Here is a 13,631-nt window from a genome sequence, read left to right as displayed (position 1 = left end):
AAGTAGTCGATGGCGTTTAGAGAATGAATACACAACAACTGGCAAAACTGCGTTCTATCGTGCCCGAGATGCGTCGCGTCCGGCACATTCACTTTGTCGGCATCGGTGGTGCTGGCATGGGCGGTATTGCCGAAGTGTTAGCTAACGAAGGCTATCAGATCAGCGGGTCTGACCTGGCGCCAAACCCTGTTACGCAGCAGCTGGCGTCGCTGGGGGCGACTATCTATTTCAATCATCGCCCGGAAAACGTGAGCGATGCGAGCGTGGTTGTGGTGTCCAGCGCTATCTCCGCGGATAACCCGGAAATCGTTGCGGCGCATGAGGCGCGCATCCCGGTGATCCGTCGCGCGGAAATGCTGGCGGAACTGATGCGTTTCCGTCACGGCATTGCGGTGGCCGGTACGCACGGTAAAACCACCACAACAGCGATGGTCTCCAGCATTTATGCGGAAGCGGGTCTCGACCCGACGTTCGTTAACGGTGGTCTGGTGAAAGCCGCTGGCGTGCATGCGCGTCTGGGCCACAGCCGTTATCTGATTGCGGAAGCGGATGAGAGCGATGCGTCGTTCCTGCATCTACAGCCGATGGTGGCGATCGTCACCAACATCGAAGCTGACCATATGGACACTTACCAGGGCGACTTCGAGAACTTAAAGCAGACCTTTATTAACTTCCTGCACAACCTGCCGTTCTATGGCCGTGCGGTGATGTGCGTGGACGATCCGGTTATTCGCGAGCTGCTGCCGCGCGTCGGGCGTCAAATTACGACCTACGGCTTCAGCGAAGACGCGGATGTACGCGTAGAAGATTACAAGCAGATCGGTGCGCAGGGGCATTTCACCCTCGCGCGTCAGGATAAAGACCTGCTGCATGTCACCCTGAACGCTCCGGGACGTCACAACGCCCTGAATGCGGCAGCGGCGGTGGCTGTTGCGACAGAAGAAGGCATTGACGATGAAGCGATCCTGCGCGCACTGGAGAGCTTCCAGGGGACGGGCCGTCGCTTCGACTTCCTCGGTGAATTCCCGCTGGAGCCGGTAAACGGTAAGCCAGGTTCTGCGATGCTGGTAGACGACTACGGTCACCATCCGACGGAAGTGGACGCAACCATCAAAGCGGCACGCGCGGGTTGGCCGGAAAAGAATCTGGTCATGATCTTCCAGCCGCACCGTTACACGCGTACTCGCGATCTGTATGACGATTTTGCCAACGTCCTTTCGCAGGTTGATACCCTGCTGATGCTGGATGTTTATGCAGCGGGTGAAACTCCGATTCCGGGTGCGGACAGTCGTTCTTTATGTCGTACCATCCGTGGACGCGGTAAAGTGGATCCTATTCTGGTTCCCGACCCGGCTCAGGTGGCTGAAATGCTTGCCCCGGTCCTGACGGGTAACGATCTGATCCTGATTCAGGGCGCGGGAAATATCGGCAAAATCGCCCGTACCTTAGCTGAAATCAAACTGAAGCCGCAAACTCAGGAGGACGAGCGTCATGGCTGATAAGATTGCTGTCCTGTTTGGCGGCACTTCCGCCGAACGCGAGGTTTCTCTGAATTCGGGCGCTGCCGTGCTGGCGGGCCTGCGTGAAGGTGGCGCGGACGCGCATCCGGTTGATCCGAAAGAGGTGGACGTCACGCAGCTGAAAGCGATGGGCTTCGATAAAGCCTTTATCGCGTTGCACGGTCGCGGCGGTGAAGACGGCACGTTGCAGGGGCTGCTGGAGCTGATCGGGATGCCGTACACCGGCAGCGGCGTGATGGCATCCGCCATCTCCATGGATAAACTGCGCAGCAAACTGCTGTGGCAGGGGGCGGACCTGCCCGTTGCGCCATGGGTTGCACTGACGCGTCGTGAATATGAAATGGGTCTGTCGGACAGCGTTAATACACGCATTGCGGCACTGGGCTTACCGGTTATTGTGAAGCCGAGCCGTGAAGGGTCGAGCGTGGGAATGTCCAAAGTCGATAAAGCTGTAGATTTGGCTGACGCTTTAGCACTGGCATTTCAACATGATGAAGAAGTTCTGATTGAAAAATGGCTTAGCGGGCCGGAATTTACCGTCGCGATGCTTGGCGAAGAAATTTTACCGTCAATTCGCATCCAACCCGCCGGAGTCTTCTATGATTATGAGGCGAAGTATCTCTCTGATGAGACGCAATATTTCTGCCCAGCGGGTCTTGAAGCAGAGCGTGAGGCCGAATTACAGTCTCTGGTGCTTAAAGCCTGGAATGTGCTGGGATGTCGTGGCTGGGGACGCATTGACGTGATGCTTGACGGTGACGGGCAATTTTATCTGCTGGAAGCAAACACGTCTCCGGGTATGACCAGCCATAGCCTTGTGCCGATGGCGGCGCGTCAGGCGGGAATGAGCTTCTCGCAGTTAGTCGTACGTATTCTGGACCAGGCGGGCTGATATGTCTCAGGCTGCATTGAACACGCGCAACCGCGATGACGAAGAAGAATACTCCTCTTCGCGCCGGAGTAATGGAACGCGTCTTGCAGGGATCATCTTCCTGCTCGGGGTGCTGTGCACCGTGTTTATCAGCGGCTGGATGGTGCTGGGCTGGATGGAAGACGCGCAGCGGTTGCCGCTGTCGAAGCTGGTGGTGACCGGGGAGCGACACTACACGCGTAACGATGACATTCGCCAGTCGATTCTGGCGCTTGGGTCGCCTGGCACCTTTATGACGCAGGACGTCAACATTATCCAGAGTCAGATTGAACGTCTGCCGTGGATAAAACAGGCGAGTGTCAGAAAACAATGGCCTGATGAATTGAAGATTCATCTGGTTGAATATGTGCCGATTGCGCGTTGGAATGATCAGCATATGGTTGACGTAGACGGAAATTCGTTCAGCGTCCCGAGCGATCGTGTCAACAAGCAGAATTTACCGATGTTGTATGGCCCGGAAGGCAGCGAAAACGAAGTATTGCAGGGTTTTCGTGAGATGGGGCAGGTGCTGGCTAAGGATCGCTTTACGTTAAAAGATGCTGCGATGACGGCGCGCCGTTCCTGGCAGTTGACCCTAACGAATGGCATTAAGCTCAATCTTGGCCGCGGCGACACAATGAAACGTCTGGCGCGTTTTGTAGAACTTTACCCGGTTTTACAGCAGCAGGCGCAGACGGATGGCAAACGGATAAGCTACGTTGATTTGCGCTATGACTCAGGCGCAGCAGTCGGTTGGGAGCCGGCTCCGGTCGAGGAACCTAATCAGCAACAAAATCAGGCACAGGTACAGGCAGAACAACAATGATCAAGTCGACGGACAGAAAATTGGTAGTAGGACTGGAGATTGGCACCGCGAAGGTTGCCGCTTTGGTAGGGGAAGTTCTGCCCGACGGTATGGTCAATATCATTGGCGTGGGCAGCTGCCCCTCCCGTGGTATGGATAAAGGTGGGGTAAACGACCTTGAGTCGGTGGTGAAATGCGTTCAGCGCGCCATCGACCAGGCTGAATTGATGGCAGATTGCCAGATTTCCTCTGTCTATCTGGCCCTGTCTGGTAAGCACATCAGCTGCCAGAATGAAATCGGTATGGTGCCGATTTCTGAAGAAGAGGTGACGCAGGAAGACGTTGAGAACGTTGTCCACACGGCGAAATCCGTGCGTGTTCGCGACGAGCACCGTGTGCTGCATGTGATCCCGCAGGAATACGCGATCGACTATCAGGAAGGTATCAAGAATCCGGTCGGTCTCTCGGGCGTGCGTATGCAGGCAAAAGTGCACCTGATCACATGTCACAACGATATGGCGAAGAACATTGTAAAAGCCGTTGAACGTTGTGGCCTGAAAGTTGACCAACTCATTTTCGCCGGTCTTGCCGCGAGCTATTCCGTGCTGACCGAAGACGAACGTGAACTGGGCGTCTGTGTGGTCGATATTGGTGGTGGTACAATGGACATGGCCGTCTATACCGGCGGTGCGTTACGCCACACCAAAGTGATCCCGTACGCCGGGAATGTGGTGACCAGCGATATCGCTTACGCCTTTGGTACGCCACCGAGCGATGCAGAGGCGATTAAAGTGCGCCATGGTTGCGCGCTGGGCTCTATCGTCGGCAAAGACGAGAGCGTTGAAGTGCCGAGCGTAGGCGGGCGACCGCCGCGCAGCCTGCAACGCCAGACGCTGGCAGAGGTGATTGAGCCGCGTTATACCGAGCTGCTCAACCTGGTCAACGAAGAGATTTTGCAGTTACAGGAACAGCTTCGCCAGCAGGGTGTGAAACATCATCTCGCGGCGGGGATTGTATTAACCGGCGGGGCAGCGCAAATTGAAGGTCTTGCGGCCTGCGCTCAGCGCGTGTTCCATACGCAGGTGCGTATTGGTGCGCCGCTGAATATTACCGGTTTAACGGATTACGCTCAGGAGCCGTATTACTCAACGGCCGTGGGCCTGCTGCACTACGGGAAAGAATCCCATTTGAGTGGTGAAGCAGAAGTGGAAAAACGCGTCTCGGTGGGGTCTTGGGTCAAACGACTTAACACCTGGTTGCGAAAAGAGTTTTAATTTTTTTAAGAGACCGGAGAGAATTAGCGGTCTCGGGCGACAGGCACAACGGAGAGAGAGATTATGTTTGAACCTATGGAATTAACCAACGACGCGGTGATTAAAGTCATCGGCGTCGGTGGCGGCGGCGGTAACGCCGTAGAGCACATGGTGCGCGAGCGCATCGAAGGTGTTGAATTCTTCGCGGTGAACACCGATGCGCAGGCGCTGCGTAAAACGGCTGTTGGCCAGACGATTCAGATCGGTGGTGGCATCACCAAAGGTCTGGGAGCAGGGGCTAACCCGGAAGTGGGCCGCAACGCGGCTGAAGAAGATCGTGAAGCGCTGCGCGCTGCACTGGACGGTGCAGACATGGTCTTCATCGCAGCGGGTATGGGCGGCGGTACAGGTACCGGTGCAGCACCCGTTGTGGCGGAAGTCGCTAAAGATTTAGGTATTCTGACCGTTGCTGTCGTGACCAAGCCTTTCAACTTTGAAGGTAAGAAGCGTATGGCTTTCGCGGAGCAGGGTATCACCGAGCTGTCCAAGCACGTGGACTCTCTGATTACCATCCCGAACGACAAGCTGCTGAAAGTGCTGGGTCGCGGTATCTCTCTGCTGGACGCCTTTGGCGCGGCAAACGACGTGCTGAAAGGCGCGGTTCAGGGTATTGCTGAACTGATTACCCGTCCTGGTCTGATGAACGTTGACTTTGCAGACGTTCGCACCGTGATGTCCGAGATGGGCTACGCGATGATGGGCTCTGGCGTGGCGAGCGGCGAAGACCGTGCGGAAGAAGCCGCTGAAATGGCGATCTCTTCTCCACTGCTGGAAGATATCGATCTGTCTGGTGCGCGCGGCGTGCTGGTCAACATTACCGCTGGCTTTGACCTGCGTCTGGATGAGTTCGAAACCGTGGGTAACACCATCCGTGCGTTCGCCTCTGACAACGCGACCGTCGTTATCGGTACGTCCCTTGATCCGGAAATGAACGACGAACTGCGTGTGACCGTTGTGGCCACCGGTATCGGGATGGACAAGCGTCCTGAGATCACCCTGGTGACCAACAAACAGACTCAGCAGCCGGTTATGGATCGTTACCAGCAGCACGGTATGGCGCCTCTGACTCAGGAGCAAAAACCCGCTGCGAAAGTGGTGAACGACCCGACTCCACAAACGGCAAAAGAGCCAGATTATCTGGATATCCCGGCGTTCCTGCGTAAGCAAGCTGACTAAGAATTGGCTGGAATTTGGGGATTTGCGCTCTTTGTGCTAAACTGGCCCACCGTTAGTGATATACACTCTCGGTTGGATAGTTAATTTGGCGAGATTATACGATGATCAAACAAAGGACACTTAAACGTATCGTTCAGGCGACGGGTGTCGGTTTACATACCGGCAAGAAAGTCACACTGACGTTACGCCCTGCGCCGGCCAATACCGGGGTCATCTATCGTCGCACCGACTTGAATCCACCGGTAGATTTTCCGGCCGATGCCAAATCTGTGCGTGATACTATGCTCTGTACTTGTCTGGTGAACGAGCATGACGTGCGGATTTCTACCGTAGAGCACCTGAACGCCGCCCTGGCGGGTCTGGGTATCGACAACATTATGGTTGAAGTCGATGCGCCAGAAATCCCGATCATGGACGGGAGTGCTGCTCCGTTCGTTTATTTGTTGCTGGATGCCGGCATCGAAGAACTGAACTGCGCGAAGAAATTTGTTCGCATTAAAGAGACCGTTCGCGTCGAAGATGGCGACAAATGGGCTGAATTCAAACCGTACAATGGTTTCTCGTTGGACTTCACCATCGATTTTAACCATCCGGCGATTGACTCCAGCACCCAGCGCTATGCGATGAACTTCTCTGCGGATGCGTTCATGCGTCAGATCAGCCGAGCACGTACCTTCGGCTTTATGCGTGATATCGAATATCTGCAATCCCGCGGCCTGTGCCTGGGCGGCAGCTTCGATTGTGCCATCGTTGTTGACGATTATCGCGTACTGAACGAAGACGGCCTGCGTTTTGAAGATGAATTTGTTCGTCACAAAATGCTGGACGCGATCGGCGACCTCTTCATGTGTGGTCACAACATCATTGGTGCATTTACCGCGTTTAAATCCGGTCATGCACTGAACAACAAACTGTTGCAGGCCGTCCTGGCAAAACAGGAAGCCTGGGAATATGTGACCTTCGAAGACGAAGCTGAACTGCCGCTGGCGTTCAAAGCCCCGACTATGGTCCTGGCGTAACGGTTAAAGCCGTTTCGTAAGAAAAGCGACTGGTTCACCTGGTACTCTCTCCGACCAGGGAAGCCAGTCGTTTTTATTTCTGCCCTTCTTTAATTTGTCCCCCTCACCCCTGGCCTGTGTCGGGTGCCGAATAACGGTGTGTTCGCTGCATTATTGACCGTTTTTACCTGCTGCAAGGTGTCATTCCTGCTGCCGTGTATTGGCTTTAGTGGTAATATCTGGGCGCTAAAAAAGAATAACTGAACTCAGCCTGCACTGGCGGGCGAACGTGGTGGAGCAAGTGAGCGGAATACTGACGCGCTGGCGACAATTTGGCAGACGTTACTTCTGGCCGCATCTCTTATTGGGGATGGTCGCGGCGAGTTTCGGCTTGCCTGTGCTCAGCAACAGCGCAGACGCGGCCACGCCAGCACGTTCCACGACGACCAAACACGATCTCACCACACGGGTTAACTTCACTAATCTCGCATGGCTTGAAGCTAGCCGCCGTCCTAATTTCTCCGTTGATTACTGGCAGCAGCACGCGATTCGCACGGTTATCCGCCATCTGTCGTTCGCGATGGCGCCGCAGACGATGCCTGTTGCGGAAGAAACGCTGCCGGTTCAGGCTCAGCATCTTGCCCTGCTCGATACGCTTAATGCGCTTCTGACGCAGGACAACCAGCCGCCAGTGACCGTAAATCAGACGGCGCAAACGGATTTTGTTTCCCCTGCATCCTTCTCTGTTTCGACATGGATTAGCCAGGTTCACGGCATCCGTGCCGGGCCTCAACGCCTCAGCTAAATTAACCTTTTTCAATACCTTAATTTATCTGCCCGACTGGGGCGTTTGAGAATTTATTATGCTAATTAAATTGTTAACCAAAGTTTTTGGTAGTCGTAACGATCGTACCCTGCGCCGCATGCGCAAAGCTGTGAACGTCATCAACGGTATGGAACCGGCGATGGAGAAGCTCACTGATGATGAGCTGAAAGCGAAAACCGCGGAGTTCCGTGCGCGTCTGGAGAAAGGTGAAACCTTAGAAAGCCTGATCCCGGAAGCCTTCGCCGTTGTACGTGAGGCCAGTAAACGCGTGTTCGGCATGCGTCACTTCGACGTGCAGCTGCTGGGCGGGATGGTGCTCAACGAGCGCTGCATCGCGGAAATGCGTACCGGTGAAGGTAAAACCCTGACGGCAACGCTGCCGGCTTACCTGAATGCGCTGACGGGTAAGGGCGTTCACGTTGTTACCGTCAACGACTATCTGGCGCAGCGCGACGCCGAAAACAACCGTCCGCTGTTCGAATTCCTCGGCATGACCGTGGGCATTAACATGTCCGGCCTGCCGGCACCTGCCAAGCGTGAAGCGTATAACGCGGATATCACCTACGGCACCAACAACGAATACGGCTTCGACTACCTGCGTGACAACATGGCGTTCAGCCCGGAAGAGCGCGTCCAGCGTAAACTGCACTATGCGCTGGTGGATGAGGTTGACTCCATTCTGATCGATGAAGCGCGTACCCCGCTGATCATCTCCGGCCCGGCCGAAGACAGCTCCGAGATGTACCGTAAAGTCGACAAAATCATTCCTCACCTGCTGCGTCAGGAGAAAGAAGACTCCGATACCTTCCAGGGTGAAGGTCACTTCTCCGTGGATGAAAAAGCGCGTCAGGTCAACCTGACCGAACGCGGCCTGGTGAAAATCGAAGAGCTGCTGGTGGCTGAAGGCATTATGGAAGAGGGCGAGTCTCTGTACTCCCCGAGCAACATCATGCTGATGCACCACGTAACGGCCGCACTGCGCGCGCACGCCCTGTTCACCCGCGACGTTGACTACATCGTTAAAGACGGCGAAGTCATCATCGTCGATGAACACACCGGCCGTACCATGCAGGGACGTCGCTGGTCCGATGGCCTGCACCAGGCCGTGGAAGCGAAAGAAGGCGTGGATATTCAAAACGAAAACCAGACGCTGGCATCCATCACCTTCCAGAACTACTTCCGTCTGTACGAGAAGCTGGCGGGGATGACCGGTACCGCAGATACCGAAGCGTTTGAGTTCAGCTCCATCTATAAGCTGGATACCGTGGTAGTACCTACCAACCGTCCGATGATCCGTAAGGATATGCCGGACCTGGTATACATGACTGAAGCGGAAAAAATTCAGGCGATCATTGAAGATATTCGCGAACGTACCGCGAAGGGCCAGCCGGTACTGGTGGGGACCATCTCCATCGAGAAATCCGAAGTGGTATCTAACGAGCTGACCAAAGCAGGCATCAAACACAACGTTCTGAACGCCAAGTTCCACGCTAAAGAAGCAGATATCGTTGCGCAGGCCGGTTACCCGGCTGCCGTAACCATCGCCACCAACATGGCGGGTCGTGGTACCGATATTATGCTCGGCGGTAGCTGGCAGGCCGAAGTGGCGGAGCTGGAAAACCCAACCCCAGAGCAAATCGCGCAGATCAAAGCCGACTGGCAGGTGCGTCACGACGCGGTGCTGGCATCCGGTGGTCTGCACATCATTGGTACCGAGCGTCATGAATCTCGTCGTATCGATAACCAGCTGCGCGGTCGTGCAGGTCGTCAGGGTGATGCCGGTTCTTCCCGCTTCTATCTGTCTATGGAAGATGCGCTGATGCGTATTTTCGCCTCTGACCGTGTGTCCGGCATGATGCGTAAACTGGGAATGAAACCTGGCGAAGCGATCGAGCACCCGTGGGTTACCAAAGCGATTGCCAACGCCCAGCGTAAAGTAGAAAGCCGCAACTTCGATATTCGTAAGCAGCTGCTGGAATATGATGACGTTGCCAACGACCAGCGTCGTGCGATCTACACCCAGCGTAACGAACTGCTGGACGTGTCCGACGTGAGCGAAACCATCAACAGCATTCGCGAAGATGTGTTCAAAGCCACTATCGACGCGCACATTCCGCCGCAGTCTCTGGAAGAGATGTGGGATATCGAAGGTTTGCAGGAACGTCTGAAAAACGACTTCGATCTCGAACTGCCAATCAAAGAGTGGCTGGACAAAGAGCCTGAGCTGCACGAAGAGACCCTGCGCGAGCGTATCTACGAAACCGCGCTGGACGTCTACAAGCGTAAGGAAGAAGTGGTTGGCGCAGAGATGATGCGTCACTTCGAGAAAGGCGTAATGTTGCAGACCCTGGACTCCCTGTGGAAAGAGCACCTGGCGGCAATGGACTACCTGCGTCAGGGTATCCATCTGCGTGGTTATGCGCAGAAAGATCCGAAGCAGGAGTACAAGCGTGAATCCTTCTCCATGTTTGCTGCCATGCTGGAGTCGCTGAAGTATGAAGTCATCAGCACCCTGAGCAAAGTTCAGGTGCGTATGCCGGAAGAAGTGGAAGCGATGGAGCAGCAGCGTCGTGAAGAAGCTGAGCGTCTGGCACAGATGCAGCAGTTGAGCCATCAGACCGATGAGAGCGAAGCCGCAGCGGCAATCGCAGCGCAGACGGGCGATCGTAAAGTCGGTCGTAACGATCCGTGCCCATGCGGTTCCGGCAAAAAATACAAGGCGTGCCACGGCCGCCTGAGCTAAGAACATAACAAACCGAAAAGGCGCAGATATCTGCGCCTTTTTTATGGAAGTGACATGATGAAAACACTGCAAATTGCTGTCGGGATCATTCGCAACCCGCAAAATCAGATCTTCATTACCCAACGTGCCGCCGATGCGCACATGGCCAACAAATGGGAATTCCCCGGCGGAAAAATCGAATCAGGTGAAACGCCGGAGCAGGCGCTGGTGCGTGAGCTTCAGGAAGAGGTGGGGATCACCCCGCTTGGCGCAACGCTGTTCGATAAGCTGGAGTACCAGTTTCCGGATCGTCACATCACGCTGTGGTTCTGGCTGGTTGAAAACTGGGAAGGTGAGCCGTGGGGAAAAGAGGGGCAGCCGGGTAACTGGATTGAGCTTCAGGCCAGCGATGCGGAAAAATTCCCGCCTGTCAATGAGCCTGTGATCCTCCGGCTGGCCGCACAACCGTAGGCCTGCTAAGCGACGCGCCAGCAGGCTTTGAACGTTACTGCTGGTTTTCGCTCCAGTCATCGCTATCCGAGAGATCGCCTTCGCTCGGAATGCGTTTCTCTTCCGCCGCCCATTCGCCCAGGTCTATAAGCTGACAGCGCTTACAGCAGAATGGGCGAAATGGACTTACGTCTCCCCAGACGACAGTTTTCCCACAGGTTGGGCAGTTTACGGTGGTTACGTCAGACATTGGCACTCCTTAACAACAGGCCAGTTCAAAATCGAGGCGTTCCGGCACGGTGCCATGTTCACTGTCCAGCGGCATAAAGCGGATCGCGAAACGGCTTTTATGCCCGGAAATTTGCGGGTAAAGCTGCTCGCCAAGAGACAGGTTCAGGCGCAGAAGATCGGCGTCGTCGCCGTTATCCTGATAGAAACCGTTGAGACTGGTTTGTTTGCGGAACGGGGCAGAGTTACGCACAAGATCGAGGATCAGGGATAACGTCTGATTCATCGGCTCCAGGCTGCCCAGCCAGCTGTTCACCTGGCGATCGCGCTGTTCCTGCGGCATGTGCAGCCACATATGCAGCGTTGGCAGATCAAAGCTACAGCATCCGCCCGGTATGCTCAGGCGCTGGCGCACCAGCGCAATCAGACGATCCTCTCGTAAAAACTGGCCAACGCGCGGCGCGGCCATCAGGGTCGTGCTGCTGTTTTTTAGCTGCTTGCGTAAAGCGTCAATTCGACTTTGATCCACGCCCGGTACTTCGGCCCAGGCCTGTAATTTACGCTGCTGGCGCTCCAGCTCTTTCAACAGCTCAGTGCGGACGTCGCCGCGTTCAATCACATCCAGCAGATCGCCCACGTTGCGGAAAAAATGCAGCGCCGTGGCGTGATCGTTGACAGGCAGATGTTGTGAAAGCTGTTGAATAAGAAATTCTATGCGTAGCCAGGTACGCATTTTTTCGTTAAGCGGGTGCTCAAAAAGGATATGAGTCGACATTATGGTTTTTCCTGTGCAACGGCCTGCGCGGCGAAGGTCAGATACTGCGCGTGCAGACGAGCAACATCCGATGCAATGGCATCTGGTGCGCCGTTATTATCAATAACATCATCCGCAATGGCGAGGCGCGCTTCGCGCGTGGCCTGTGCGGCAAGAATTTGTTCAGCATGCTCGCGAGAAACATGGTCACGCGCCATGGTTCTCTGGATTTGCGTTTCGCGGGAAACGTCAATCACCAGCGTTCTGTCTGCTTTATTTTGAAGCTGATTTTCCACCAGTAACGGGACCACCCACAACACATAGGGCGAACTGGCTGCGGCAATCTGACGCTGAGTTTCCTGGTGGATAATGGGGTGGAGCAGGGCATTAAGCCAGGCTTTTTCCGCTGGATCGGAAAATATGCACTCACGCAGCTGCCGACGATTCAGGGTGCCGTCAGCCTGTATCACGGGGCGACCAAAATGCGCTTCGATGGCGTTTAAGGCGGGTGTATTGGGTTCTACCACCTGACGGGCAATGATATCGGCGTCGATAATCGTGATGCCGAGACGAGCAAACGCGTGCGCAACGGTGCTTTTACCACTACCGATGCCGCCGGTTAATGCGACGATATACCCCATTAAATCAGATCCTGGGAATTATTCAGTTTTAAAATCAGTTGCTTAAAATTCAAACTTACAACAGCCAATGTTTAGCTCTCTTTACCCGCTTTTTACCAGGTAAATTTATAGGATTGTAGCGTAAAAAAAGAGAATTTCGCAGTCTTGCGGAGCAGGTATTAGTGCGTATGATAGCGTCACTGGAGTTGTGCTTTTAATATATTTGCCTCTAACCCCAGGAATCCGCACATGCGTATCGAAGAAGATCTGAAGTTAGGTTTCAAAGACGTTCTTATCCGCCCTAAACGCTCTACACTGAAAAGTCGCTCAGACGTTGAACTCGAACGTCAATTCACCTTTAAGCATTCCGGTCAGACGTGGTCTGGCGTGCCGATTATCGCGGCCAACATGGACACCGTCGGAACCTTCGAGATGGCTACCGCACTGGCGCAATTCGACATCCTTACTGCGGTACACAAACACTACAGCGCTGAAGAGTGGGATGCGTTTGTCGCCTCCGCCTCGGCTGACGTGGTGAAGCATGTGATGGTCTCGACCGGTACCTCTGATGCAGATTTCGAGAAAACCAAACAGATCCTGAACGCCAATCCAGCGCTGAATTTTGTCTGCATTGACGTGGCAAATGGTTATTCCGAGCATTTCGTTCAGTTCGTCAGCAAGGCACGTGAGGCCTGGCCAACCAAAACCATCATCGCGGGCAACGTGGTGACCGGTGAAATGTGTGAAGAGCTGATCCTCTCCGGGGCCGACATTGTAAAAGTTGGTATTGGCCCGGGGTCCGTTTGCACCACGCGCGTGAAAACCGGTGTGGGTTATCCGCAGCTGTCTGCGGTAATTGAATGCGCTGACGCTGCGCACGGTCTGGGCGGCCAGATCATCAGCGACGGTGGCTGCACCATGCCAGGCGATGTCGCGAAAGCCTTCGGCGGCGGCGCGGATTTCGTGATGCTCGGCGGCATGCTGGCTGGCCACGAAGAGAGCGGCGGTACCGTGGTGGAAGAAAACGGTGAGAAGTTCATGCTGTTCTACGGAATGAGCTCTGAATCCGCGATGACCCGTCACGTGGGCGGTGTCGCGAAATACCGTGCGGCGGAAGGCAAAACCGTTAAGCTGCCACTGCGTGGTCCGGTCGAAAACACGGCGCGCGATATCCTCGGAGGTCTGCGTTCTGCCTGCACCTACGTTGGTGCTTCCCGCCTGAAAGAGCTGACGAAACGCACGACGTTTATCCGCGTTCAGGAGCAGGAAAACCGCGTATTCAATAGCCTCTGACGGCTACGGCTGGCGC

The 13,631-nt window shown here is 55.0% G+C and carries 13 protein-coding genes; 10 read left to right on the top strand and 3 right to left on the bottom strand.

The genetic code is table 11. From position 1 onward, the window contains the following. Positions 1-23: 23 nt before the first annotated feature. From murC to mutT, 9 genes are all read left to right on the top strand, one after another. Positions 24-1,499 carry a UDP-N-acetylmuramate--L-alanine ligase gene (murC, locus tag H2Z33_RS04295; protein WP_003856345.1) on the top strand — a complete coding sequence of 492 codons (1,476 nt, stop codon included), beginning with the start codon at positions 24-26 and terminating at the stop codon, positions 1,497-1,499. Next, positions 1,492-2,412, top strand: a complete 921-nt coding sequence (locus tag H2Z33_RS04290) for a D-alanine--D-alanine ligase (RefSeq protein WP_063135038.1) — start codon at positions 1,492-1,494, stop codon at positions 2,410-2,412. The genes murC and H2Z33_RS04290 overlap by 8 nt, the downstream gene beginning before the upstream one ends. 1 nt (position 2,413) lies before the next feature. Next, positions 2,414-3,256, top strand: a complete 843-nt coding sequence (gene ftsQ / locus H2Z33_RS04285) for a cell division protein FtsQ (protein WP_003856342.1) — start codon at positions 2,414-2,416, stop codon at positions 3,254-3,256. Then, positions 3,253-4,509 (top strand): cell division protein FtsA, encoded by a 1,257-nt coding sequence (ftsA, locus tag H2Z33_RS04280; RefSeq protein WP_003856340.1) that lies wholly within the window; start codon positions 3,253-3,255, stop codon positions 4,507-4,509. Before ftsQ ends, ftsA begins: the two co-directional genes overlap by 4 nt. 63 nt (positions 4,510-4,572) lie before the next feature. After that, positions 4,573-5,724 (top strand): cell division protein FtsZ, encoded by a 1,152-nt coding sequence (gene ftsZ, locus H2Z33_RS04275; protein ID WP_003856338.1) that lies wholly within the window; start codon positions 4,573-4,575, stop codon positions 5,722-5,724. Between the two features lie 101 nt (positions 5,725-5,825). After that, positions 5,826-6,743, top strand: a complete 918-nt coding sequence (lpxC, locus tag H2Z33_RS04270; protein ID WP_003856337.1) for a UDP-3-O-acyl-N-acetylglucosamine deacetylase — start codon at positions 5,826-5,828, stop codon at positions 6,741-6,743. A 280-nt stretch (positions 6,744-7,023) separates the two neighbouring features. Beyond that, complete coding sequence (gene secM, locus H2Z33_RS04265; protein ID WP_032103219.1) at positions 7,024-7,527, top strand: secA translation cis-regulator SecM; 504 nt, start codon at positions 7,024-7,026, stop codon at positions 7,525-7,527. Positions 7,528-7,585: 58 nt separating this feature from the next. Continuing rightward, positions 7,586-10,291 (top strand): preprotein translocase subunit SecA, encoded by a 2,706-nt coding sequence (secA, locus tag H2Z33_RS04260; RefSeq protein ID WP_015572673.1) that lies wholly within the window; start codon positions 7,586-7,588, stop codon positions 10,289-10,291. 57 nt (positions 10,292-10,348) lie between these two features. Further along, positions 10,349-10,741 carry an 8-oxo-dGTP diphosphatase MutT gene (mutT, locus tag H2Z33_RS04255; RefSeq protein ID WP_063135055.1) on the top strand — a complete coding sequence of 131 codons (393 nt, stop codon included), beginning with the start codon at positions 10,349-10,351 and terminating at the stop codon, positions 10,739-10,741. Between the two features lie 34 nt (positions 10,742-10,775). On the opposite strand, the gene yacG is transcribed toward mutT, so the two are convergent. Genes yacG through coaE form a run of 3 tightly spaced genes read right to left on the bottom strand, consistent with a single transcriptional unit; the run spans position 10,776 to position 12,343 of the window. Beyond that, positions 10,776-10,970 (bottom strand): DNA gyrase inhibitor YacG, encoded by a 195-nt coding sequence (gene yacG, locus H2Z33_RS04250; protein WP_015572675.1) that lies wholly within the window; start codon positions 10,968-10,970, stop codon positions 10,776-10,778. A gap of 9 nt (positions 10,971-10,979) precedes the next feature. Continuing rightward, positions 10,980-11,723: a cell division protein ZapD gene (gene zapD / locus H2Z33_RS04245; RefSeq protein ID WP_017383779.1), complete on the bottom strand. Its 744-nt coding sequence runs from the start codon at positions 11,721-11,723 to the stop codon at positions 10,980-10,982. Further along, complete coding sequence (gene coaE, locus H2Z33_RS04240) at positions 11,723-12,343, bottom strand: dephospho-CoA kinase (protein WP_032103181.1); 621 nt, start codon at positions 12,341-12,343, stop codon at positions 11,723-11,725. The genes zapD and coaE overlap by 1 nt, the downstream gene beginning before the upstream one ends. 228 nt (positions 12,344-12,571) lie before the next feature. Between coaE and H2Z33_RS04235 the strand changes: the two genes are divergently transcribed. After that, positions 12,572-13,615 (top strand): GMP reductase, encoded by a 1,044-nt coding sequence (locus H2Z33_RS04235; RefSeq protein WP_017383777.1) that lies wholly within the window; start codon positions 12,572-12,574, stop codon positions 13,613-13,615. Positions 13,616-13,631 lie beyond the last annotated feature (16 nt).

The sequence above is a fragment of the Enterobacter sp. YSU genome (assembly GCF_016082135.1).
Lineage (GTDB): Bacteria > Pseudomonadota > Gammaproteobacteria > Enterobacterales > Enterobacteriaceae > Enterobacter > Enterobacter hormaechei_C.
Note: the sequence above shows the minus strand (reverse complement) of the source record. Positions and strands in the feature narration are given on the sequence as shown.